This is a genomic window from Psychroserpens citreus (genome assembly GCF_055686305.1).
In genome coordinates this window covers 1,089,176-1,112,421 of the sequence record NZ_CM145999.1, presented here as the reverse complement: position 1 = coordinate 1,112,421, position 23,246 = coordinate 1,089,176, and the positions used below count along the sequence as shown (strand labels likewise).

The following is a 23,246-nucleotide window of genomic DNA, read 5'->3' as shown; positions in this document are numbered from 1 at the left end:
TTACTAGTTGATGGCGTCATTCTCAATGAGTTGTGTGAGTTCTATAAATGAATCCACATTTAATTGCTCAGGACGTTTGCCAAATATAACATTTGCTTTTAAATTATCTGAAAGATTAAAGGCTTTTAAGCTATTACGTAAGGTTTTTCTACGTTGCTGAAAAGCGGTTTTTACTACTCTAAAAAATAGCTTTTCATCAACTGGCAAGCTAAAGTTCGCTTTACGTTTTAGTATTAAGACACCCGAATCTACTTTTGGTGGCGGATTAAATACAGTTGGGGGTACTGTAAATACATACTCGGCATCATAAAAGGCCTGTGTTAAAACAGAAAGAATACCATATACTTTTGATCCTTCTTTTGAGCAAATACGTTGCGCGACTTCTTTTTGAAACATGCCCGAAAATTCAGGAATTTGTTCACGCATTTCTAAAGTTTTAAATACGATTTGTGTTGAAATATTGTATGGAAAGTTACCAATAATTGCAAAAGGCTCATTATTGAAAATTTTAGTTAAATCATATTTTAGAAAGTCTTGTTCGTACACGCGATTTGCTAAATTGAGGTAATTTGCTTTTAGGTATTCTACCGATTCGGTATCAATTTCAATAACATGAGTTTTTAGAGGCTTATCCAATAAATACTTGGTGAGCACTCCCATCCCTGGACCAATTTCTAACACATGCTCATAGCCATTTAGACTTAATGTATTGGCTATCTTTTCAGCGATGGACTCATCGGTTAAGAAGTGTTGACCTAAATGTTTTTTTGCTTTAACAGACATAGTTTTAGGTGAATTTCACAGAATATTCATCTACAATTTGAAGTTCGGTTCTAAAGGCTAGCATTTTATCAGCAAATTTTTTCAGTCCGTCAGTTCTCAATTGTTCTGCATCTTCTTTATAGTAGGCATCGAGTGCTTCTCTAGAATACGAGCGGTACTGAATAGAGTAGGTTTGTCCTCCCATTTCCTCTTCAACTAATACCTTTGATAAAGTGGCTTTTTCAAATTTTCCGGTTGCTAATACTTGCGGTATATGTTCTTTAATCCAGAGTAACCATTCGTCATGAATAGTATCGTCAACATTAACTGTTACGTTGTAGATATACATGTGTTTGTTTTATTGTGTTGCTCACTTCAATTAAAACCAGTGCTCAACATATTTAAAAGTTATAAATCTTTTGCAAATAACAGAAGTTCTTCGTCGTCATCAAAAGGTTTTATTCTTTTTTGGTAAGATAAGCCTAATTTTTCCAATAGATGAATAGAGGGTTTGTTTTCTGGAAGTGTAATGGCGCATATGGTTTTTATTTGAAAGGTATCTTTAGCCAGTTTCATCAAAGCAGAAGCACCTTCAAAACCATAACCTCTACCTTCATAGCTGGGAAGTAAAGAAAATCCAATATCAATATGCTCAAGAGTATCACGTTGCAATAATCCAAAAGATCCTATAGCTTTTAAACCTTCAGATTTTAATTGCACTTTATAATAGCCAAAATCTTGAGTTTCATAAGCTTTAAGTTGATTGTTTTTGAGATAGGTTTTAGCATCGTCAATAGTTTTGACATTACGATCACCTATATACTTTAACCAGCCAGGAGAATTCATAAGCTCGAGTATAAAAGGCGCATCATCTATTGTGATTTTAGTAAGAATGAGTCTGTTGGTTTCTGCAACAATCATAAATTATTAGTTTATCGCATCACCACGAAGCATTCTAAATCGCTTTCTGGCTTCAATAAAATAGATACTGTCTTGATGATTAAAGATGATTTTTTCATAGAGATCTTTTGCCTTCTCGGGTTGCTCTAGTTGATTTTGACAGAGTTCTGCCAAATAGTATAATGCATCATCGGCTAAAATTTCATCTCTATAATTAGCAATGATGTATTCGTAACTTGCTACAGCTTTGTTGATTTGTTTCGTTTTTTCGAAAAGTTTGGCTTGCATAAATAAAGCTTGATCTTCTATAGATTCGCCTTTGTGTTCGGTTAAGATTTTATCAATTAAAGCAATTGCATCTTCATTTTTATTTTGAAATGACATCAAATCAGCCTTTGAGTAGAGTTTTAAAGCCGTTTGAAGGGAATCCTCATCTTTATTGTCTGAAATGAGCAGCTTTAACTCTAAGGCATCATTTGCAATGAGTTGAGATGTGGATGCTTTTAAAATTTTTAGTTGAGATTCGGCCCAATCAAAATCCCCTTTATAGTAACTAGTTTTTGCTACTTTAAATCTAGCTTCTTGCGAAATCGTACTGTTTTTAAGATTAGCTTGAATTTGTGTGTAATAGATCAAGGCTTCATTAAAGCGCTCTTGAAAGACAAGAATATCTCCTAATTTTAGTTTTACTGTTGCTTCTTGAAAAGTTGATAGATTTAAGTCTAAGCTCTTTTTCAGAAAAGCACTCGCAGTTTTTGGTTGATGTTTGTGAAAAGCAAGGAAATTTCCATAGGCAATTTGCAATGCTATGGTTTGCTCGTAATTACCATACTGCTCAAAAAGACTATTAAATTTTTTATCAATATCATCAAGTTGAGAAGTATTAGCATTTTCGATTTCAATATCCAACATATATTGATGCGCTGTTAATCGTGTGTCGATATCTTGAGAATTTTCCAAAATGAACTCAAAGATAGAATTTGAAATATCACGTTCCTTTTCTTTAACAGTAGTTAATGCTAAATCCAAAATTCGACTCAAGCTTTCTCGAGTTCTACGATATAATGCTTTTTCTTGGGTAAAGGCTTTGTTGTATTCTTTTTGTTGAATGTACAACCAGCTTAATAAATCATACCAATATGGTTCTGGATTAGATTGCAGTTTTTTTAGCAATAACTTTCTTAAGATGAGATTGTTTTCATTTTCTTTGTTTTCGGAGACAAAATCACTAAACACACGCTTAGCATTACTTTGAAATGTTGGTTTGGCTTCAATATAGTCTAGGTAATTAGAAAATAATAATTCGATATTTCCTTGTTCGCCATAGATACGCGCCATTTGCATATTGAAGTTAAGTTCTGGATTAATTTCCATTCCTTTTTTATAGGCTATTAAGGCCTGTTCTAATAAAGAATGATCTTCAAATTTTTTAGCGATACTATAAGTATAAGTTGGCTTTTCTACGATTTTATCGATAGCTTCTTTAAAGTACTTGTTGGCCAGATCTGTACTATCTTTTAGTTGATAATTATAACCTAATTCTACTAAAAGCCCTGGGTAGTTGATTTCCTTTATGCGTTGTACGATAACCGCTTGTGCTTCGTCATAACGTTCTAATTGCTGCAAGGTTTCTATAATTTTATAGATATACTTTGAGCTTTTCTTTTTTTCGTTGAGCTTCTGATAAGATAGAAGAGCTTTCTCAAATTCACCGCGTTTAAAATAATCATCTGCCAATTGTTCACTTTGAGAAAACAAAAGGCCACAGCTAAAAAGAGCTAACATGATTAAAATATGACGCATACATGATTAATTTATGTAAATATAACAAATGCAATTACGAGATATTGTGAATGTTTTTATAATTGTTCTGTTAAACGGCAAAAAAAAATGCCTAAACGCAAGTTCAGGCATTACCAACAAAATAAATGTGCTATTAATCTATTCTTTACAAAATGATTCAATTATTCTGCTTTGGCTTTTTTAAGGTCGTATTTTTAATCTTTACTATTAAAGAAAGACTTTACTTGCCATAACAATTAAAGTTACAAGCAGTACTAGGCGTTTAATATTTTTCATAATAAGTAGGTTAGTTCTTATTGGGATTACTAACATCATAATTATAAATTGAAAAACAAAGAAAAATGCTAAAAAATCGTTGAACAACGTTATTTTTTAGCATTTAAACGATAATTAATAGTAAAATTCTTACAAATTATTAAATTGAATCAAATCCTGTGTATGGGATTAAAACTTCAGGGATTTGTATCCCATCTTTAGTTTGATAGTTTTCTAAAATGCCAGCAAGTACTCTAGGTAAGGCTAATGAACTTCCATTTAATGTGTGTGCTAATTCATTTTTGCCTTGGCTATTTTTAAAGCGAAGTTTTAATCTATTGGCTTGGTATGATTCAAAATTAGATACACTAGAAATTTCTAGCCAACGATCTTGAGCAGTAGAAAAGACCTCAAAATCATAGGTCATTGCTGATGGAAAACCAGTATCTCCTCCACACAAGCGTAAGATACGATATGGTAATTTTAATTCACGCAAAATATCTTTTACATGTTCAATCATCTCGTTAAAGGCTTTATAAGAATGATCAGGATGTTCAACTCGTATAATTTCAACTTTATCAAATTGATGTAATCTATTTAATCCTCTTACATGAGCGCCGTAACTTCCAGCTTCACGTCTAAAACAAGGTGTGTATCCAGTAATACCAATTGGTAAATCACTTTCAGCTAAAACCACATCCCTAAACACATTGGTGCCAGGAACTTCGGCTGTTGGGATTAAGTATAGGTCGTCTCGAGAGTCGTGATACATTTGTCCTTCTTTATCTGGCAATTGGCCTGTACCATAGCAAGAGGCTTCATTAACCAAATGAGGTAATTGATATTCGGTATAACCAGCAGCTGTATTTTTATCTAAAAAGTATGCAATGAGTGCACGTTGGAGTCTCGCGCCTTTTCCTTTGTAAACTGGAAAACCTGCACCAGAAATCTTATTTCCTAATTCAAAATCAATGATATCATGTTTCTTTGCGAGTTCCCAATGCGGGAGTGCACCTTCAAACAATGCTGGAATATCTCCTTCAGTATAGATCTCTTCATTGTCTTCATCAGAGTTGCCTGCAGGAACTGATGCATGTGGTACGTTGGGGATTTGATATAATACTTCTGTTAGCGCTTCTGCTTTAGCATTGAGCTGATCGCTTAGAGTCTTAGAGTCTTCTTTAAGTTGCTTGGTTTTTTCTTTTAGAATATTGGCTTCTGCAGCTTTTCCTGATTTGTATAGGTTGCCAATTTCTTTTGAGATACTATTAGATTCTGCAAGGGTATTATCTAATTGAGTTTGTAGCTGTTTTCGCTCTTCATCTAAAGCAATGGCGTTATCGACCATTTGAGACGCATCAATATTACGTTTGGCTAAACGTTTGATAACTTCTGCTTTGTGTTCTCTAATAAATGCAACTTGTAACATGGTGTTCTTCTATATTTTGAAACGCCAAATTTACGTAATTGTCAGTTATTTTCATCTTGATTTGAAGGTAAAATCCACTCGTGATGTTTAAAATGATACCATTCTTCATTGGCAAGGTCAACATTAGGGTCAATTAGTTGCTGACTTGGTTTTCCATTTACACTAACGTAGGATGATACATAGACCTCAATGTCTTGGCCTTTTTCTAAAAAATCCTGTTTTAACCGTTGTGCAAATTGCCACATAAAATCTGGTTTAACACTTACTGCTCTAATCTGCTTTTTGGTGAGATAATCTTTTAAATTAATTCGAGTGACATTTTTAGTTGCTTTGTCGACAACTTTAAAGCTAGTATTTCCACGTTTAGAACGAAGCATCATTCGCCAAGAGAGTCGATGACCTTCTTCTGTCCACAACACATTATCTTGAAATAGATGTTGGCGTAATGGTAACGCTATTTGAATTATAAAATAAATGGCTAATCCTAATTTTAGCGGCATAGCATAATTAGGCGTATATATTTTGTTTTCTATATAAAGCGGCTTTCGTTTTAAGAATAGCTTTTGAATGATTTTTGGTTCAAAAAAGAATACCGCAAAAGCTAAAGATAAATACGGAAATATGCCAACTTGAAAAACGATAGAGTTGAACAAGTGAAAGAAAATAGAAGCAAAAAAGGCTAGCTTACGTGTTCTTTTCCAGAGCAAAAGAGGTATGATGAGACCATCAAATAGAATGCCTCCATACGCTACCAGATAGTGCATAAATTTAGTTTGGAGTATGTCTCCTACAATATAATAATGTTGTTTAGCTTTCATTAATAATTCTGGAACCCTTAAATCTAGCCAGTCAGGATATATTTTTGCAATTGATGCGTAAGTGTATAGAATGAATAGTTGGACTATAAATATCCAACGGCACCAATTGGGCATTGAAATACGTTTAATATTTGGGTTGTTTTTAGCGTCGATTGATGCATAGCGATGCGCAGGTAAAATGACCATTATTGCACTTAGAATCATTAAGAAATAATAGTGGTTGTTATAAGATGATTTTTGCATCAGATAAGTTCCAGACCACAATAGCGTAAATCCTAACATACTCATTTTATATTTATAACCAAACATTACAAATATGCCAAAAATGCCCATGATGATATAATAAACATACATCCATTGACCAGGTAATGGCTGTAACCAATCAAAACCAATAAAGTTAAATGTAAATTGAGGTTCAACAAGTGTTCGTTTTATCCAACCCGTAAATATGGCACCTATACTTTCCAAAAATATTAAGGCACCAAAACATATTCTAAATACTATTAGCGAACTATTGTCTATATGTTTAAACAAAAATTTATTCATGTATTTTTTTTGATATAGTCTAAGGCTTCTCTTTTATCGATCTCAAGTTGAGATTGAAGTGCTTTAATAGATTCAAATTTATACTCATCTCTTAAACGATGAAGCAGGTCTACTTTTAAAGTATGACCATAAAGGTTGGCATCAAGATTAAAGAAATGCACTTCAATAGATCGTTTGTTCTGATTAAAAGTAGGATTGACACCTATATTCATCATACCAAATACATTGGTGTTATCGATAACCGATTTTACAACATAAACACCATTTTTTGGGATGAGTTTGTATGATTTTTCAATCGCAATATTTGCTGTTGGGAATGTTAAGGTTTTGCCGATGCCCTTTCCTTCAATGACAGTTCCTGTTAAGAAATAGGGATATCCTAAAAATGAGTTTGCTTTTTCTATATTTCCGTCTAATAGCGCTTGCCTTATTTTAGTTGAGCTTACAGCAACATTTTTAATATCTTGTGCCGAAATTTCCTCAACAGTAAAGTCAAGGATGCTTCCAAATGATTTAAGGTCTTCAATATTGGCCGTTCTATTTTTGCCAAAATGATGGTCATATCCAATTATTATGTGTTTTACATTGAGTTCTTCGACGAGAACCTTATTGACATAATCATGAGCAGAAAGGTTAGCAAAATCTTTAGTAAACTCTTTAATTATTAATTCATCTAAACCAAAGTTGGATAGAATGCTTTGGCGTTCATCTATGGTATGTAAAAGCTCCATTTTAAAATCAGGTTGCAATACCATTCTTGGATGCGGAAAAAAAGTTAGTACTACAGATTTTAATTGCTTTTCTTTTCCTGTATTGACTAAACGTTCAATGATTTTTTGGTGTCCAATATGTACCCCATCAAATGTCCCTATTGTAATTACTGAGCCATTTTTAAATTTAGTATTTGAACTATTTGAATGCAATTCTTGTTTTTTGGTAAAAATAACGATAAACCTAAAACTGTCATATTTCAGAATGCGATTAATTTGTAATTCGTAAAAAAAGTTAATCGAACTTCGGATTAGTCAATTTTAAACCGTTAAAAATTGATTTTTTGTTAAAAAAAACCTAATAAAATACATGATTTTCATTAGATTTGGTGAAATTTTACAGATTTCACATTTAAATTAATACAACCATTCTATGAAAAAGAACTTTACTTTTAAATCAATTTGTGCAATTTTAATACTCTTGTGTACGCTTATTGGCTATTCTCAGAATAGAACTTGTGCTACAGATGAGTACATGAAAGAAGCACTAAAAGACCCTGAGTTTGCTAAACAGCATAAAGCAAACCAATTAAAATTTCAAGCTGAATTAGACAGAAGAGCTAATGGTGACTATAGCCAGAGAGGTACTGGAACTATAGTAATCCCAGTGGCAGTACATTTTCCAACAGGAAATGAAGCAGATAGAGATTGTTTAGTGGCTTTGGCTCAATCTCAAGTAGATGTTTTGAATGCAGATTATTCTGCGACAAACGCAGATATTTCTCAATGGGCAGCGGCAAGTGCTTTTTATCCTGCACTACAACCAGGAGCGGCTAATATTGAATTTTGTTTAGCGGTATCAAATCACCCTCCAGGTGTGGATCCTGAATTACTTGAAGGCGAACCTGCGGTTACCATTGGATATAATTTTGCCAATGGATCTGGATTTCCAGAACAAGATGCCAATTTTGTGGGCTATATGAACTTTTTGGTTAAAAATATTGGAGCTGGTCTATTAGGATATTCTCCAGGAGGAGGAAGTTTAGCTAATGGAGGAGCTGTAGTAATGAATTTAGGTACTTTAGGAACAGGTGCTGGATGCCCTGGATCAGGAATTGTCCCTCAAGCACCATTTAATTTAGGTCGTACAACTACACATGAATTAGGTCATTTCTATACTTTGGCTCATCCTTGGGGGCCAGGTGGACCTTCTTGTGCTACTGATGATGGATTTACAGATACACCAAATACTGGTCAAGAGACTTATGGTTGTCCGGCTCCTGGATCTCAACCAGGTTGTGTAGGAGGACAAAGTGTATTACATATGAACTATATGGATTATGTAAATGATGCATGTATGTATATGTTTACTCCGCAGCAAATGAATGCAGTAGATGCTTATATCACAAGTGTCATAGCACCGGCAATTAAGCCTGGTGTTTGTGATCCGCCATTACCAGATTTTAATATTGCTGCAGATGAGAGTGAAGTGTTTAGTTGCCCTACAACAGACAATCAGGCTGTGTTTTCATTCTCTTATTCAACGATTATGGATTTTAATGAGACTACAACGTTTTCTGCTACTGGACAACCAGCTGGTACCACAGTTACGTTTAGTCCAACATCACTCAATACCGATGGAGACTTTACAATGACAATTGGTAATTTATCTGGTAGTACTTTAGGTGATTATACAATTACTGTGACAGGAACCTCAAACTCGGTAACAAAGTCAATAGACGTTACCTTGGCTAATAATTGTGTAGATTGTACTAATTTCACAGCTACAGATACACCGCTTTCTATATCGGCCTCTGGAACTCCAACTGTAATATCTACAGTATCTGTTGTACCAGATGTTCCAATTTTAGATATTAATGTTACGATAGATATTTCTCATACTTGGGTGAATGATTTAGATATAACATTAACTAGCCCAGCAGGGACTGTTGTGGAATTGACTTCAGATAATGGAGCTAATAACACAGCCAATTATACCAATACGGTTTTTGACCAAGAAGCTTCAACGTCTATAACAGCTGGGTCAGCTCCTTTCACCGGTTCATTTGTTCCAGAAGGCGATTTATCAACACTTTATGGAGAAATGTCTGCTGGAGATTGGGTGTTAACTGTTTTTGATGACACCAATCAAGATGGAGGTAGTATAAATGAATTTACAGTACAGATTTGTTTTGATAGTTCACTATCAGTAGGAGAAAATATCTTTGAAGGATTTTCAATGTTCCCGAACCCTAATAAAGGGGAGTTTACGATTACATTAAATTCGCCATCTAGTGAAGCTATCAATGTTGATGTATTTGACATTAGAGGACGAAGAATCTTATCTAATACTTATGAAAATACATCTAACTTTAGTGAAGTTGTTCGATTGAATAATGTTCAAACTGGAATGTATTTGGTAACTGTTAGTGATGGTATTAAGAACATCACAAAGAAAATCATAGTAGAATAATATATTATTATTATTCTGTCATTATTAAATAAAAAGAGCGACAATATTGCCGCTCTTTTTATTTTCCATTAAAGGTATTCATAGTATTGTTAACACCAGCTGTTCCGAAAGATTTTATGAGTTCTATAGATTTATCTAAACGCTCTGGAAGCTTTTCTGATTCCTCATTAGTCCATTCTCCTAAGACATAATCTACTTGTCTTCCTTTACTAAATTCGTCACTAATTCCAAATCTGAATCGATTGTATTTAGTGGTTTGTAATTTATGCTGAATGTCTTTTAGACCATTATGACCACCATCACTTCCTTTTGTTTTTAATCGGATATTTCCGAAGGGAAGGTTAAGATCGTCTGTAATAATGAGTAAATTTTCTAGCGGTATCTTTTCTTTTGTAAGCCAATAGAGTACTGCCTTACCGCTTAAATTCATGTAAGTGCTAGGTTTCAAGAGAATGAATGTTCGTCCTTTAAATTTATAAGTGGTTAAGTCTCCAAGCTTTTGAGTTTCAAACTTTAAATCTTCTTTTTCAGCTAAAGCATCTAAGACTTTAAAACCTATATTGTGTCTTGTATTTGCGTACTTGTCTCCAATATTACCAAGCCCGACTATTAGAAATTTTTTCATAGAGTCTGTATCTTCAACATCTAATGATGTCGAGTTCCAATTAAATAAATTACGTATAAACTTCCAGATAATAATTTAATTTACGTAAAAATAAAAAAGCATTCTAAATAAATAGAATGCTTTTAATAATTATAGAAAAATGTGTTCTATTCTTGAGCTGGCGCTTCAGCTGCTGGAGCATCTCCTCCTTCTGCTGCAGTTCCTTCTGCACCTTCTTCTAATTCATCTTCATCGTCTTCATCATCTATTACCGCTGTTCTAGCTGTCTTAATTTGAACAACAACAGTATTATCAGAATGTAAAAGTGAATAACCTTCTCCCGCTAATGCAGTTACATAAAGCTTATTTCCAATTTTAAGTGGAGTGATATCAGCTTCTAAGAAATCAGGTAAGTTTTTTGGTAAGGCTTTTACTCTTAACTTACGTCTGTTTCTACGAAGAACACCACCATTTAAAACACCTTTAGATGTTCCAATGATATGCACAGGAATATCCATAGCAATTTCTTTGTCTTCGAATAATCTGTAGAAATCTACGTGTAAGATTCTATCTGTTACTGGGTGAAACTGAATGTCTTGTAAAACAGCATCATAAGTTTCGCCATTGTCTAAGGCAATCACAACTGTATGCGCATTAGGCGTGTATACAAGTTTTGAGAAAGCCAATTCTGGTGCAGAGAAATGCACGTTTTGGTCTCCTCCGTATAATACGCAAGGAACCTGACCAGCATTACGTAGGGCTTTCGTTGCCTTCTTGCCCACGCTTTCTCTTTGAGATCCATTGATTGTAATTGATTTCATTTTAAAAATTTATAGTTATTATTAATATTCTAATTTATTACCATAGCTATACATTAGCTTTGGTTGTTTTGTGTAGTCGAAACTACATTAAAAATTTTGAGCTAATTGATTTGTTGTAATGTACATTATGCATTACTTCAGCAAATAAATTAGCACAACTTAACACTCTAATCTTTTCGCTGTGTTGTTTTAAAGGAATTGAATCTGTTACGATTAATTCTTCAAGTTTAGAGTTTTCAAGTTTATTATAAGCATCACCTGATAAAATTGGATGTGTGCAAATTGCGCGAACGCTAAGTGCACCTTTTTCCATCATTAAATCGGCAGCTTTTGTTAATGTTCCAGCGGTGTCAACCATATCATCAACCAATACGACATTTTTACCTGTAACATCACCAATGAGTTCCATATGTGAAATTACATTAGCTTTAGCACGTTGTTTATAACATATTACAACATCGCTTTCTAATGCTTTAGAATACGCATAAGCTCTTTTAGAACCTCCCATATCTGGAGATGCAATAGTTAAGTTATCTAATGCTAAAGACTTTAAGTATGGTAAAAATATGGTTGAAGCAAATAAATGATCTACAGGCTTCTCAAAAAAGCCTTGGATTTGATCTGCATGCAGATCCATAGTAATGATACGCGTTGCGCCAGCAGCTTCAAGCATTTTAGCAACTAATTTTGCTGCGATAGGAACTCTTGGTTTATCTTTACGATCTTGTCTTGCCCATCCAAAATAAGGAAGTACAGCTGTAATATGTCTTGCCGATGCACGTTTAGCAGCGTCAATCATTAGTAGCATTTCCATTAAATTTTCTGGACCAGGATGTGTAGATCCAATGATGAAAATTCGTGTTCCTCTTATAGATTCCTCATACGATGGTTGGAATTCGCCATCGCTATATGTGGATGTAATGACATTACCTAATGGGACACCAAAAGTGACCGCGATTTTCTCAGCAAGTTCTTTACTTTGTCCACAAGCAAAAATTTTAGCTTCAGTAGTTCCGTTTGGCATTGGTAATGAATTGTTTAAGTGCCGTAATACACGTTTTCTTTTAACAAGGTGCAAATTTAGGAATTTATTTGGACTGCAAAAGCATAAAAGCTACTATTTTTAATGGATTGTAATAAATTATTTTATAGTTTTGCAGTCCAAAATTGCTCAAGTGGCGGAATTGGTAGACGCGCTGGATTCAAAATCCAGTGACTTCGGTCGTGTGGGTTCGATTCCCACCTTGAGTACAAAAGGCTTTAGCATCACTGTTAAAGCCTTTTTTAGTATCAATTAAATCCCGTAACTTTGATATAACCCAAATAAAAAATTACTATGATTGACAATTTTCTATCAAATTTTCATGATGGTGTCTATCATATAGTCCATCTCAAGGCCTACGATCATATTTTGTTTCTAGTCGTTCTTACTATTCCTTTCCTGTTTAAGGACTGGAAGCGCGTGCTGTTGTACATTAGCATGTTTACTGTAGGACATTGTTTAGCGTTAGCATTGGCAGTCTATAGTGTTATTAGTGTTAATGTAAGACTCGTAGAATTTTTAATTCCAATGACTATTTTAATTATAGGGCTATTCAATGTGTTTACTGCTGGAAAAAAATCACATGGCTCTCTAATTGGACTATTATTTTTTGTGTCCTTGTGCTTTGGAGTTATTCACGGTTTTGGGTTTCTGGATACTTTTGAAAAAATGATTTCTAATTCTGAAAATGAACTTCTAGCACTTTTAGAAATTGGTATTGGTATTGAAGTTGGTCAATTATTTATCGCTTTTATTGCTATGTTCTTAAGTTTTTTATGTCAAACTATTTTCAGATTTTCTAAACGAGATTGGGTCATGGTTATATCGGCTATTGTTGTAGGTTTTGTATTACCAATGCTAATAGATAGTCAGTTTTTTAATTAGGTAATTGACATAACAATATAAGTTTTGGTAAAAATTTAACGTTATCAAAGTCTTAAAACAACTAAAACATTTTTAATAATTATTACATTTGAAATCAGCTTTTATGGTTGATTAGGCATTTCCGCAGGAATATTAAATACAGAAAACCGATACATGTCAGAACAAAAGCAATTACGATACGATAAAGCCTATCTAAGAATAGCCAAAGAATGGGGAAAGCTATCGCATTGTAAACGGAAGCAAGTAGGCGCTTTAATAGTTAGAGATAGAATGATTATTTCTGATGGGTATAATGGTACACCTACTGGGTTTGAAAATTATTGCGAAGACGATGAAGGGTATACAAAATGGTATGTATTGCATGCCGAAGCCAATGCTATTTTAAAAGTAGCATCTTCTACGCAATCATGTAAAGGAGCTACCTTATATATTACCTTGTCTCCGTGTAAAGAGTGTAGTAAGCTCATTCATCAAGCAGGTATTGTTAGAGTAGTATATCATGAAGCTTATAAGGATTGTTCTGGAATAGAGTTTTTGGAAAAAGCAGGGATCTCATTAGAATTAATAGAAGATGTTTCGGTATAAATGGCATTAGATAAAAAATACATACCACTAATTATAGGCATTGCAATTGCAACAGGCGTTTTTATTGGTGGTAAGCTTAACTTTTCTGATACTTCTGATCGACTATTCACTTCAAATAGCAAAAAAGACAAACTCAATCGACTTATAGATTATATCGATTATGAATATGTTGATGACATTAATACCGATAGTATTGTTGATGTTACTGTCAATGGTATATTAGACAATCTCGATCCGCATTCTACCTATATTCCTAAGAGTGAATTAGAACGCGTTACCAATAATATGAAGGGCGATTTTATAGGTTTAGGTGTTAATTTTTACACCTATAATGATACTATAACGGTGATTAGAACCATTGAAGGAGGGCCAAGTGAAAGAGCAGGAATTAGGGCTGGAGATCGTATTCTAATGGCTAATGGAGATTCTATCTTTGGAAGAGAATGGAGTAATGCTGATATTATCGCCAAATTAAAAGGTGAAAAAGGATCTAAAGTCAAGCTATCAATTTATAGGAAAGGAGAAGATGAATTACTAGAATTTAAAGTGAAGCGAGATATTGTTCCTATTAAAAGTGTTGATGCTGCCTATATGCTAACCGATAATTTAGGTTACATCAAAATTAATCGCTTTGCAGAATCTACATATAAAGAGTTTAAAAGAGCTCTGGATCAACTTCAAGACCAAGGTGCAACCCAGTTGGCATTAGATTTACGTGATAATCCTGGTGGATTTTTAGATGTTGCGCAACAAATTGTTGATGAGTTTTTAGAAGACAATAAGTTGATACTATTCACTAAAAATAAAACAGGAAAAGTAGAAAAAAGATATGCAACTAGACGCGGTGATTTTGAAGATGGTGACATCTATATATTAATAAATGAAAGTTCTGCTTCGGCAAGTGAAATTGTAGCTGGAGCATTACAAGACAATGATAAGGGAACCATAATTGGTCGTAGAAGTTATGGTAAAGGCTTGGTGCAACGCGAAATGTCCTTAGGTGATGGAAGTGCTGTTCGATTAACAGTGTCACGATACTATACACCAACAGGTCGATCCATTCAAAGGCCTTATGATAATGGTAGAAGCAATGATTATTACAACGATTATTACAAACGATTAAGTAGTGGTGAACTTGAAAATGCTGAAAGTATTGATATTGCCGATTCATTAAAGTTTAGAACGCCAGAAGGAAAAATCGTGTATGGAGGAGGAGGGATTATTCCCGATATTTTTGTGCCGTTAAATACAAGTGTTCAGAACGAAACACTTAATTATCTGAAACGTCGAGAATACATTAGCAATTTTGTATTCGAAGAATTAGATAAAGACAGAAGTATCTATGAAGGCGTAGAAGCAAATGATTTTGTGGCTAATTTTGAAGTGAGTGATGATATTGTCGTGAAATTTCAGGATTTTGTAAATCTTAAAGAAAGCACAAGTATCACTTTTGTAGCCTACTACAACCAAATGCAACGCTTAATTAAATCGGAACTAGCAGAACAGCTTTACGGAACCAATATAGCTGAAAAAATCTTAAACGAAACCGACGATATGATTGAAGAAGTCATTCTTTTAAGTAAAGGCGGTAATGATTTTGAAGTAAACTTTTCAGAAGATAATAACTAGAGTTTTTCAAACTTTATCATGTACCTTAGTATGTTTTCCATCATTCCAAAGTGTTAGAATATCTGTAGCGACTTGTGCTCCACTTCCTGATGCAATAGAAAACTGACTTCGCCATCCCGCTAACGTACCTGCTACATATAGTCCTTCTGCAACTAAGTGATTGTCATTTTTTAACCAAATACGATCTTTGTCTTTAATAGCTCTTGGATGAGGTTCAATATAAGGCTTCAAACCTTTTATAGTAATCAAATTTGTATAACCTACAGCCACAACTACAACTTTAGCATTGTAAACATTTTTATTCGTAATAATGGTAAATCCTTCTTTAGATGATCTTACAGATTTAACCTTTTCCTGATCTATTTGGTCTACATGCGGATATAAATCATTGAGCTGTGCTTTACCACTTTCTAGAATATCAGCTCCTAAAGTGCCAGGCGTTAAGCCTAGAACATTATTAAATAAGGCGTTTTGTAAATGTGATGAACGCTGATGTGTTACTATAGCTATACGTTTATTTTGAGCATAAGGTTTGGGTTTGGCAGATCCCAAAACTAAAGCACAAGACATTCCAGCTGCACCAGCACCAATTATAAATGCATCGTACATTAATTACGATCTTTAAGCTTTTGGTCTACGCGTTTTGATAAACGCAAAACTTGTAATAGTATAATCACACAAAGTGAGGCTAAAATGGTAATCAATGCAATAATACTTTCCCCTTCAAATAAGTTGTTAAAGTTGAGCATTCTTGCATTATTAATGATAAGTGCGATTGCTATGATTGTTGCTATAATGGTAAAATATTTCATCTCTATAGATTAAGCCAGTTCAAAAAGGGCTTTGATGTTATGAGCAAATAACTTCACAGCAATTGCTAAAAGAATAACACCAAACACTTTACGTATGATATTGATGCCATTTTGTCCAATAATACGTTCAATTCTGGATGAGGTTTTTAATACGATAAAGATAATGATAACATTTAGTATTACTGCTATAATGATATTTTCAATTCTAAATTCCGCTCTAAGTGACAGTAAGGTTGTTAAACTTCCTGGTCCAGCAATTAATGGAAAAGCTAAAGGAAATACAGAAGCGGTCATCGATGCATTTTCGTCTTGCTTATATAGAGTAATCCCTAAAATCATTTCTAAGGCTATAAAAAATAAAATGAATGCACCTGCTACGGCAAAGGAGTTAACACCTACACCTAAAAAGGATAAAATAGTCTTCCCAAGGAATAAAAAGAACACCATAATTATACCTGCAATAATAGAGGCTTTCTCACTTTGTATATGACCTACTTTTTTTCGTAAGTCGATAATAATAGGAATGTTTCCAATAATGTCAATTACAGCAAATAAGATCATAAATGCCGTAATAATCTCTTTTATATTTAACTGAATGTCCATGAGCTTTAAATTTTCGCCAAAAGTAGTGCTTTATTACAGATTTATAACATTAAATAATCGTAAAGTTTAATTACTTTTGTTATCGGTTTTTTCATCATAAAAAAGCATGTTTCAATTAGGTAAAACTATAGTTTCAGAAGATATCATTGATAAGGACTTTGTGTGCAATTTATCGGCATGCAAAGGAGCTTGTTGTATTGATGGTGATGCTGGAGCGCCATTAGACGCTGAAGAAGTGCAAATCCTCAAAGAGATATATCCTAAGGTGAAACCTTTTTTGCGCAAAGAGGGTATTATAGCAATTGAAGAACAAGGAATGCATATCACTACAGATTTTGGAGATTATGAGACCCCTTTGATTAATGGCGCAGATTGTGCGTATGTTATTTTTGACGATAAAAAAACAGCCTTATGTGGTATAGAAGAAGCTTATAATCAAGGTGAAGTGTCATGGAAAAAACCCGTTTCTTGCCATTTATATCCAATTAGAGTTAAAGATTATTCTGAATTCTCTGCTGTTAATTATGACAAGTGGGAAATTTGTGATGATGCTTGTACATTAGGAAAAGAATTACAAGTCCCTGTTTACAAGTTTGTAAAAGAAGCACTCATTAGGAAGTTTGGTGAAGATTGGTATACAGAACTAGAAAAAGTAGCTGAGAAATTTAATCGTTAATTTATTCTTTAATTTTTAAGGGCATCATTTAGTATATTTAATAAATATTATAACTAAATGAGAATCAGGTTTACAGTATTGTTGTTTTTAAGCCAAATGACTGTGTGTTTCGCGCAAAGCAATCAGTCTCTTTATAACACAGCTTTAAAACATTACGAAGCTGAAAACTATCAACAAGCTTTAGTAAATTTTCAATTGGCGAAGCAGCAATTTCAAAATCAGCAAGACGGTTTAAATACTGTGTATTGTTTATCTTATATCTCAAAAATTAAAAGTCTTCAAAATGATTATAGATCAGCTTTAGATAATGACGCAATGGCCTTAAATTATTTAAAGAATAATTCGATTAATAACGATAGTATTTATGGCGAATTAATGTCTAGTAAAGCATTGAATTTAAAGCTTCTTGGAGAATTTGAACTAGCATATAGTGTTATCGATTCGTTAATTAGTAGTATAAAAGAATCAACAGAATCAAAAGCAACTCTGGCTAATGCGTATCAAATTAAAAGTCGTGTAGAAATAGACTTAGGTAATTATGACGCATCAATTGTTTCAGCAAAAAAAGCAATGTCTTTCAATGCTAATAAAAATCAAGAACGTAAAGCTGCATTATTGAATATCATAGGAGTTGGGTTTTATTTTAAAGATCAATTAGATAGTACGTCTTATTATTATAATGCATCCTATAAGATAAAGACAGATATAAATGCAGACAATTATCAGCTTGCTATAACAACATATAATATTGGAATTGTACAAGAAGATTTAGGGGATTATGATAAAGCCATTGAGTTTTATAATAAAGCAGCACAGCATGATTTATTAGATAGAGGAGAAGAGGTTGGGTTTCTCTCAGATATTTATGTAGCATTAACGAACACTTATTTTAAAAAGAATGATCTTGAAAAAGCAGAAGAGTTTGCCGAAAAAGCTTTGCAAATTGCTAATAAAAGATATGGAGAAGATAGTCCAAACACCAGTTTTGTTTACATAGCCTATTCTAATATTTTTGAATTGAAAGGGGATTATAAAAAGAGTATCGAATACGTAAAAAAGGCTCTTAAAATAAGGCGAAAAACCTACGGAAATAATCATAGATGGACTGCCGAGAGTTTATTGTCTATTTCTGAAAGCCAAATAGAACTTAAGCATTTTGTTGAAGCTGAAAACAATTATAACGAAGCCATTACTATTGCAAAATCTATTAAAAATAATTTGATACAAGCTTATGCCGAAATGGGGCTAGGAACTATTTATATGGAAACTAATCAACATGATTTGGCTATAGCTACGTTAAATGCAGCTAAAGAAAAATTTATAAATGCTTATGGGGATTATCACGAAACACATTTAAGCATATTAGTACTTGAAGCTGAAAATTATTTTAAAAAAGGAGAACAGCAAAACGCATTACAAATTATAGACCTTATAAAAGTTAATGCTTCAGATTCTAATTTATTTTATGGTTTAGATGCATTAACATTAGAGTTTGATATCGCTTTAGATGATTATTATAAAGCAAAAGACACTAGACTTCTTAAAAAATGCATCCAAAATATTGATGAAGCGATTGAGGTAATATTCAAAATTAAAAAAGATTTCCCAAGTAGTAAATCACGTATTTATGTGAGCAACAGTATGAATGATTTTGTGGAAAAAGCTATTGAAGCTTCATATGTATTATACAATTCAACAGATGATTTTGAGTATGTAAAAAAAGCTTTTGTGTTATCTGAACTCAATAGAAGTAATGCTCTCGTTACTGGAATACAGGATGTTCGATTCAAAAAAATGGCGAATGTTCCTCAGGCTTTATTATTAAAAGAGAACAAACTAAATCACGAGTTAGCACGCTTAAAAAAGGAAATTTATTATGAAGAGAATGCAGACAAACCAGACGAGGAGTATTTAGACGAATTGTTGAGTGAACAGATTATTTGTAGATCTAGATTAGATAGTCTTTTTATAAAAATTGAAACAGAGTATCCAAAGTATTATCAGTTAAAATATAGTGAGAAAGGTATTGGTATTAATGAACTTCAAAATACGATTTTAAAAGATGGTGAAACAATTATAGAGTATTTTTTAGCTAAAAATCAAGTCTATGTGTTTACAATATCTAAATCTGAAATTAGTTTTATTGCACTTCCCAAAGCTCGACACATAGTGTCTGTTTTGAATTCATTTAGGGCTCGCTTAAATGAAAGAAAGGACATTACTCAAGAATCAAAAGATTTATACAATTTATTACTAAACGATTTAAATATTAAAACAAAGCGATTAATTTTTATTCCAGATAAAGAACTCAACCACTTACCATTTGAGGCACTAATTAAAGACGATACTTTTATGGTTGAAGATTATATTATTTGCTATTCGGGTTCGGCAAGTTTATTGAAAGCACAGCAAGATGATTTATTTGACTTTAAATTCACTACCAATTGGATTGGTTTCGCACCAGATTTCGAGGCAAATAACACGCTTACATCGAGTAAAGAAGAAATAGAATCTGTAGCAAAATTGATGAATGGTGATATATTTTTAGGCGATCAAGCAACAGTAGTAAATTTCAAAAAATCTATTCAAAACGCTTCCATTTTGCATTTAGCTACACATGCTGAAATAGATAAAACTAATCCACTGTATAGCAAGTTGTTTTTTGCTCAAGATTCTGTGCTTACAGCTTCAGATATTTATACTTTGCCAATTAATGCTGATTTAGCAGTTTTGAGTGCTTGTGAAACTGGTTTTGGCAAGTTAGAAAAGAGCGAAGGTGTTATGAGCATGTCTAGAGCATTTAAGTATTCTGGAGTGAGATGTACAGTTATGAGTTTATGGAAAGTTCCTGATCAAGAGACAGCTAAACTCATGGAGTCATTTTACAAACATTTAAAAGCAGGGAATTCAAAGGATGAAGCGCTTAAAAATGCTAAAATAGACTATTTAAATACTACAGATGATGAGACATTAAAACATCCTTTTTATTGGTCTGGATTTGTGATTTCAGGAGATGTTTCGCCTTTAAAAGACACTTCGAACACATTCTATTATATTTTAGTTGGAAGCTTTCTAATACTATTTTTTTTGTATAAATACCGTATTAAAAAAAATATTTAATCCATTTTCAAAACTAGATCTTCAATTTTTTTTAAGCGTTTCTCTAATGTCTTTTGATGTTCTTTTAGTTTAGTGTTTTCCTTCTTAAGTTCTATGCTATAAAGAAAAAGTTCTTCAATTTTTTCGAGATTAATTAATGTAGTTTCTGCAAGATTGATAGTCATGCTATTTTCTGCTATTGCACTATAAGATGATACACCTGGTAAGTGTCTATTTTTGATAATAAAGTTTTCTATCTCTTCTAAGTTTTTAAATGTATAACTGCTTTTTAATTTTGATACGCCATCAAAGTATGCTTCAAACACATAATCTGGATAGGTAGTTGTTGCTGAAATAAAGCTTGTAGCTTCTGCATTTCCATTGACAATTAATGGACTTCCTGTTCCTAAGTTGATGCTGACTCTTTCTGTGCCGCCACCTAAAAATCGAAATGAATCGTCACTATCTCTGTATTGTAATCCCCAATCGGTATATGTATTTGAATGCGAAAACACCATTCTATTAGAATTACTTGAGCCTCCATCAAACATGTAAACCATTGGACTTGGTGTTCCAGTAGTTTGAGGGAATGTTATGCTGGTTTGATCACTAGAAAAGCTGATGTTATCACCAGCAGTTGCTACATCTAAATTGGTTCCAGTTCTTGACCAAAATGAAGTTGATGGATCTACCCAATTCACATTTCCGGAGCCATCAGTTTGCATGATTTGATTATTAGTGCCTCTAGATGATGGTAAAATATAATAATCAGGAGATGCTACATTGTAAGCCAGTGTGCCTATGGCAACATCTCCTATAAAATATCCAGAAAAACTCCCTGCTTTTGATACTGTTGAATATAACCCAAAGTGAGTGCCTCCAGATGCAGGGTCAATATAGGTTGAAATTCCTGTTTTATTTCCAGTTCCAGATCCTAGAAGGGAATTAGATAGTCCTACATGATTTCCGTTCCCAGTTCCATTAAAATAATTGATAATACCAGTTCTTGGTGCATCATTAGATGAATCTATTACATTTCGAATTCCAATTTTTAGTCCAGTTCCAGAAGCAGGACTTAAATCATTATGAATACCATATTGTGATCCTGGCCCGCTAAGTTGCATAATATTACGAACACCATAGTTGCTTGAACTATTACTAGGTGAGGAGTTGATTACCCAATTAAATGTTCCGGTTTGAGATCTTGTTGAAGATCCATTTAAAACATTATAAACCCCATAATTATCAGATGTGCCGCCATTATTTATTGAGTTGTATGTCCCATATTTACCATAATTATTGGAAATACTTGAGCTTGTAATGTTATTATATGTACCATGGTCACTTGTATCGCTATTTGTACTCAATGAGTTATAAGTGCCATGTCTATTACTTGAACTTCCTGAGCCTGTAATGTTATTATAAACCCCAGTTTTAGTATTATTGCCTGTGCCAGCTATTAGATTGTAAAGACCTCTTTGCTGTTCTGCAGTCGTCATGTTACCACTTACAGTATTGAATATTCCCGAGATAACTCCTGATGTTGTTGTATTATCAAGGTTTATTGTTCTCGTGTTTGCGTTTTCAACTATATCTATATTAAAAACAGCATTATTCTTCCCAATTGCTACATTTCCAAAGGTGTAAATGTCGTTATTTATATCATCAGGAGCATTAGTTGTTCCTTCCTCATAAAAATCGTGATCTTCCATGGCTACTTGTGTAAGTGGTGTCCATTGTGCTCCATTAAAGAAATAAAACCCTGTTCCATTTCCTCCGGATACTATCGCATTTGTATTCCAAATTAATAAACCAGTAGCGGGAGAATTAATAGGTGTAGTTAAATTTGTAACATCTACTAAATTAATACGTGGAACCAAAACACCTTTATCATTTGCATTGATATCTAAAATAGATGTTGCATCTGGAGTTGTTGTACCAATACCTACCTGAGCATGAATAGAGGTTAGATTTAAAATAACTAATAGAGTGAACACAATTTTTTTCATCTTTCTGTACTTAAATTAGAACTCTTGTTCTAATTTGTATGACTAAAAGAAAGAAGTAAACATTAGTAGCGTATTATTTTAAAATTTTAAGTAGTTTTTTTGCTTCACTTTTTTTAAACGTATCCTCAGAATTAATTAATTGAGTTAATCGGTCTTTTGCATTTTTAATGTTATTAAGCCGCAATTCTGCTAAAGCAAGATACCAAGTGTTTTTTGCATCAAGACTATCGGGCGTTTTTAGATTAGTCTTCAAAATAGAAATGGCTTCTTCAGTTTTATTAAGCTTTAGTAATACATTGGCTTTATAAAATGCAATAGTTTCATTGGGGTTTTCTTTTAACATTTTATCAAAATAATCGAGAGCTTCAGTATATTTTTTAGTTTCATAAGCAGTAAATGCTTTTGTCTTTACATCGGTATTAGATTCTCCTCTAACTATAGGTTGTACGACGTTTCGATAAGGTTTAAAATTTTCAGCATAGAGTTTTTCTGTATCAATAGCACTAAAATACCAGAAACTCGATAATCCTAATAATACAACTACGGTTGCTGCGACCAACCATTTTTTGTAATTAAAACCTAAGTGTTCTTCGGCTTCAAAATCTTTCAATTGCTGCTTTACAGTATCATATTCTTCTTTTTCTATGGCAGCTTTTAAATCCTTCTGAAATGTTACTTCTTTAGCAAATTCAGTATCAGTAGACATAAGGTAATCAAACTCTTTCTGTGCTTCCTTGGAAAGTGCTTTGAGGAAATAATGTGCTATTAATTCTTTTTTGTCCATA

21 protein-coding genes and 1 tRNA gene are annotated in these 23,246 nt (G+C 33.1%); 7 read left to right on the top strand and 15 right to left on the bottom strand.

Annotated features, from left to right (window positions below; translation table 11 throughout):
• Nucleotides 1-3: 3 nt before the first annotated feature.
• The 7 genes from rsmA to ACTU6T_RS04955 form a co-directional block, all read right to left on the bottom strand.
• Nucleotides 4-783 carry a 16S rRNA (adenine(1518)-N(6)/adenine(1519)-N(6))-dimethyltransferase RsmA gene (gene rsmA, locus ACTU6T_RS04985; RefSeq protein WP_460220157.1) on the bottom strand — a complete coding sequence of 260 codons (780 nt, stop codon included), beginning with the start codon at nt 781-783 and terminating at the stop codon, nt 4-6.
• 4 nt (nt 784-787) lie between these two features.
• Entirely contained in the window at nt 788-1,111 is a 324-nt protein-coding gene (locus ACTU6T_RS04980) for a DUF4286 family protein (protein WP_460220156.1), read from the bottom strand.
• A gap of 59 nt (nt 1,112-1,170) precedes the next feature.
• Nucleotides 1,171-1,683 (bottom strand): GNAT family N-acetyltransferase, encoded by a 513-nt coding sequence (locus tag ACTU6T_RS04975; protein ID WP_460220155.1) that lies wholly within the window; start codon nt 1,681-1,683, stop codon nt 1,171-1,173.
• Nucleotides 1,684-1,689: 6 nt separating this feature from the next.
• A complete protein-coding gene (locus ACTU6T_RS04970) occupies nt 1,690-3,465 on the bottom strand; it encodes a tetratricopeptide repeat protein (protein ID WP_460220154.1) in 1,776 nt (591 codons plus the stop codon).
• Nucleotides 3,466-3,880: 415 nt separating this feature from the next.
• Nucleotides 3,881-5,149, bottom strand: coding sequence for a serine--tRNA ligase (gene serS, locus ACTU6T_RS04965; RefSeq protein ID WP_460220153.1), 1,269 nt, complete (start codon nt 5,147-5,149; stop codon nt 3,881-3,883).
• Between the two features lie 41 nt (nt 5,150-5,190).
• Complete coding sequence (locus ACTU6T_RS04960) at nt 5,191-6,513, bottom strand: HTTM domain-containing protein (RefSeq protein WP_460220152.1); 1,323 nt, start codon at nt 6,511-6,513, stop codon at nt 5,191-5,193.
• Nucleotides 6,510-7,436 carry a bifunctional riboflavin kinase/FAD synthetase gene (locus ACTU6T_RS04955; RefSeq protein WP_460220151.1) on the bottom strand — a complete coding sequence of 309 codons (927 nt, stop codon included), beginning with the start codon at nt 7,434-7,436 and terminating at the stop codon, nt 6,510-6,512. Before ACTU6T_RS04955 ends, ACTU6T_RS04960 begins: the two co-directional genes overlap by 4 nt.
• 220 nt (nt 7,437-7,656) lie before the next feature.
• Between ACTU6T_RS04955 and ACTU6T_RS04950 the strand changes: the two genes are divergently transcribed.
• Nucleotides 7,657-9,696 (top strand): zinc-dependent metalloprotease, encoded by a 2,040-nt coding sequence (locus tag ACTU6T_RS04950; RefSeq protein WP_460220150.1) that lies wholly within the window; start codon nt 7,657-7,659, stop codon nt 9,694-9,696.
• Between the two features lie 58 nt (nt 9,697-9,754).
• Here the strand turns inward: ACTU6T_RS04950 and pth are convergent, their stop codons facing one another.
• From pth to ACTU6T_RS04935, 3 genes are all read right to left on the bottom strand, one after another.
• A complete protein-coding gene (gene pth, locus ACTU6T_RS04945) occupies nt 9,755-10,321 on the bottom strand; it encodes an aminoacyl-tRNA hydrolase (RefSeq protein WP_460220149.1) in 567 nt (188 codons plus the stop codon).
• A 146-nt stretch (nt 10,322-10,467) separates the two neighbouring features.
• Nucleotides 10,468-11,121 carry a 50S ribosomal protein L25/general stress protein Ctc gene (locus ACTU6T_RS04940; RefSeq protein ID WP_460220148.1) on the bottom strand — a complete coding sequence of 218 codons (654 nt, stop codon included), beginning with the start codon at nt 11,119-11,121 and terminating at the stop codon, nt 10,468-10,470.
• A gap of 82 nt (nt 11,122-11,203) precedes the next feature.
• Complete coding sequence (locus ACTU6T_RS04935; protein WP_460220147.1) at nt 11,204-12,145, bottom strand: ribose-phosphate pyrophosphokinase; 942 nt, start codon at nt 12,143-12,145, stop codon at nt 11,204-11,206.
• Between the two features lie 145 nt (nt 12,146-12,290).
• Between ACTU6T_RS04935 and ACTU6T_RS04930 the strand changes: the two genes are divergently transcribed.
• The 4 genes from ACTU6T_RS04930 to ACTU6T_RS04915 all read left to right on the top strand — a co-directional run bounded on the left by ACTU6T_RS04930 (nt 12,291) and on the right by ACTU6T_RS04915 (nt 15,262).
• A tRNA-Leu gene (locus tag ACTU6T_RS04930) sits at nt 12,291-12,372 on the top strand.
• A gap of 85 nt (nt 12,373-12,457) precedes the next feature.
• The gene (locus ACTU6T_RS04925) at nt 12,458-13,048 is read left to right on the top strand and encodes a HupE/UreJ family protein (protein ID WP_460220146.1); all 591 of its coding nucleotides are present in this window, start codon (nt 12,458-12,460) and stop codon (nt 13,046-13,048) included.
• Between the two features lie 153 nt (nt 13,049-13,201).
• Nucleotides 13,202-13,633 (top strand): deoxycytidylate deaminase, encoded by a 432-nt coding sequence (locus tag ACTU6T_RS04920; RefSeq protein ID WP_460220145.1) that lies wholly within the window; start codon nt 13,202-13,204, stop codon nt 13,631-13,633.
• Nucleotides 13,634-15,262 carry a S41 family peptidase gene (locus ACTU6T_RS04915; RefSeq protein WP_460220144.1) on the top strand — a complete coding sequence of 543 codons (1,629 nt, stop codon included), beginning with the start codon at nt 13,634-13,636 and terminating at the stop codon, nt 15,260-15,262.
• A 6-nt stretch (nt 15,263-15,268) separates the two neighbouring features.
• Here ACTU6T_RS04915 and ACTU6T_RS04910 read toward each other — a convergent pair whose 3' ends face one another.
• Genes ACTU6T_RS04910 through ACTU6T_RS04900 form a run of 3 tightly spaced genes read right to left on the bottom strand, consistent with a single transcriptional unit; the run spans nt 15,269 to nt 16,671 of the window.
• Nucleotides 15,269-15,871, bottom strand: coding sequence for an FAD-dependent oxidoreductase (locus ACTU6T_RS04910; protein WP_460220143.1), 603 nt, complete (start codon nt 15,869-15,871; stop codon nt 15,269-15,271).
• A complete protein-coding gene (locus ACTU6T_RS04905; RefSeq protein WP_460220142.1) occupies nt 15,871-16,074 on the bottom strand; it encodes a hypothetical protein in 204 nt (67 codons plus the stop codon). The genes ACTU6T_RS04910 and ACTU6T_RS04905 overlap by 1 nt, the downstream gene beginning before the upstream one ends.
• Before the next feature lie 9 nt (nt 16,075-16,083).
• Nucleotides 16,084-16,671, bottom strand: a complete 588-nt coding sequence (locus ACTU6T_RS04900; RefSeq protein WP_460220742.1) for a MarC family protein — start codon at nt 16,669-16,671, stop codon at nt 16,084-16,086.
• A gap of 112 nt (nt 16,672-16,783) precedes the next feature.
• On the opposite strand from ACTU6T_RS04900, the gene ACTU6T_RS04895 reads away from it, so the two are divergent.
• The gene (locus ACTU6T_RS04895) at nt 16,784-17,353 is read left to right on the top strand and encodes a DUF3109 family protein (protein ID WP_460220141.1); all 570 of its coding nucleotides are present in this window, start codon (nt 16,784-16,786) and stop codon (nt 17,351-17,353) included.
• A gap of 57 nt (nt 17,354-17,410) precedes the next feature.
• Nucleotides 17,411-20,473: a CHAT domain-containing protein gene (locus ACTU6T_RS04890; protein ID WP_460220140.1), complete on the top strand. Its 3,063-nt coding sequence runs from the start codon at nt 17,411-17,413 to the stop codon at nt 20,471-20,473.
• Here the strand turns inward: ACTU6T_RS04890 and ACTU6T_RS04885 are convergent.
• Together ACTU6T_RS04885 and ACTU6T_RS04880 are read right to left on the bottom strand one after the other, a co-directional pair.
• On the bottom strand, nt 20,470-22,461 hold the full coding sequence (locus ACTU6T_RS04885; protein WP_460220139.1) for an autotransporter outer membrane beta-barrel domain-containing protein: 1,992 nt from the start codon (nt 22,459-22,461) through the stop codon (nt 20,470-20,472). The genes ACTU6T_RS04890 and ACTU6T_RS04885 overlap by 4 nt on opposite strands.
• A gap of 73 nt (nt 22,462-22,534) precedes the next feature.
• Nucleotides 22,535-23,245, bottom strand: a complete 711-nt coding sequence (locus ACTU6T_RS04880; protein ID WP_460220138.1) for a tetratricopeptide repeat protein — start codon at nt 23,243-23,245, stop codon at nt 22,535-22,537.
• Between the last annotated feature and the right edge of the window lies 1 nt (nt 23,246).

Excerpts from the sequence above, each read along its gene's own strand:
- ACTU6T_RS04925 (WP_460220146.1), top strand. The coding sequence starts at position 12,458 with ATGATTGACAATTTTCTATCAAATTTTCATGATGGTGTCTATCATATA.
- ACTU6T_RS04935 (WP_460220147.1), bottom strand. The coding sequence starts at position 12,145 with ATGCCAAACGGAACTACTGAAGCTAAAATTTTTGCTTGTGGACAAAGT.
- ACTU6T_RS04915 (WP_460220144.1), top strand. The coding sequence starts at position 13,634 with ATGGCATTAGATAAAAAATACATACCACTAATTATAGGCATTGCAATT.
- ACTU6T_RS04885 (WP_460220139.1), bottom strand. The coding sequence starts at position 22,461 with ATGAAAAAAATTGTGTTCACTCTATTAGTTATTTTAAATCTAACCTCT.
- ACTU6T_RS04960 (WP_460220152.1), bottom strand. The coding sequence starts at position 6,513 with ATGAATAAATTTTTGTTTAAACATATAGACAATAGTTCGCTAATAGTA.
- ACTU6T_RS04890 (WP_460220140.1), top strand. The coding sequence starts at position 17,411 with ATGAGAATCAGGTTTACAGTATTGTTGTTTTTAAGCCAAATGACTGTG.
- serS (WP_460220153.1), bottom strand. The coding sequence starts at position 5,149 with ATGTTACAAGTTGCATTTATTAGAGAACACAAAGCAGAAGTTATCAAA.
- ACTU6T_RS04975 (WP_460220155.1), bottom strand. The coding sequence starts at position 1,683 with ATGATTGTTGCAGAAACCAACAGACTCATTCTTACTAAAATCACAATA.
- pth (WP_460220149.1), bottom strand. The coding sequence starts at position 10,321 with ATGAAAAAATTTCTAATAGTCGGGCTTGGTAATATTGGAGACAAGTAC.
- ACTU6T_RS04895 (WP_460220141.1), top strand. The coding sequence starts at position 16,784 with ATGTTTCAATTAGGTAAAACTATAGTTTCAGAAGATATCATTGATAAG.
- ACTU6T_RS04980 (WP_460220156.1), bottom strand. The coding sequence starts at position 1,111 with ATGTATATCTACAACGTAACAGTTAATGTTGACGATACTATTCATGAC.
- ACTU6T_RS04910 (WP_460220143.1), bottom strand. The coding sequence starts at position 15,871 with ATGTACGATGCATTTATAATTGGTGCTGGTGCAGCTGGAATGTCTTGT.
- ACTU6T_RS04880 (WP_460220138.1), bottom strand. The coding sequence starts at position 23,245 with ATGGACAAAAAAGAATTAATAGCACATTATTTCCTCAAAGCACTTTCC.
- ACTU6T_RS04920 (WP_460220145.1), top strand. The coding sequence starts at position 13,202 with ATGTCAGAACAAAAGCAATTACGATACGATAAAGCCTATCTAAGAATA.
- ACTU6T_RS04950 (WP_460220150.1), top strand. The coding sequence starts at position 7,657 with ATGAAAAAGAACTTTACTTTTAAATCAATTTGTGCAATTTTAATACTC.
- ACTU6T_RS04970 (WP_460220154.1), bottom strand. The coding sequence starts at position 3,465 with ATGCGTCATATTTTAATCATGTTAGCTCTTTTTAGCTGTGGCCTTTTG.
- ACTU6T_RS04940 (WP_460220148.1), bottom strand. The coding sequence starts at position 11,121 with ATGAAATCAATTACAATCAATGGATCTCAAAGAGAAAGCGTGGGCAAG.
- ACTU6T_RS04905 (WP_460220142.1), bottom strand. The coding sequence starts at position 16,074 with ATGAAATATTTTACCATTATAGCAACAATCATAGCAATCGCACTTATC.
- rsmA (WP_460220157.1), bottom strand. The coding sequence starts at position 783 with ATGTCTGTTAAAGCAAAAAAACATTTAGGTCAACACTTCTTAACCGAT.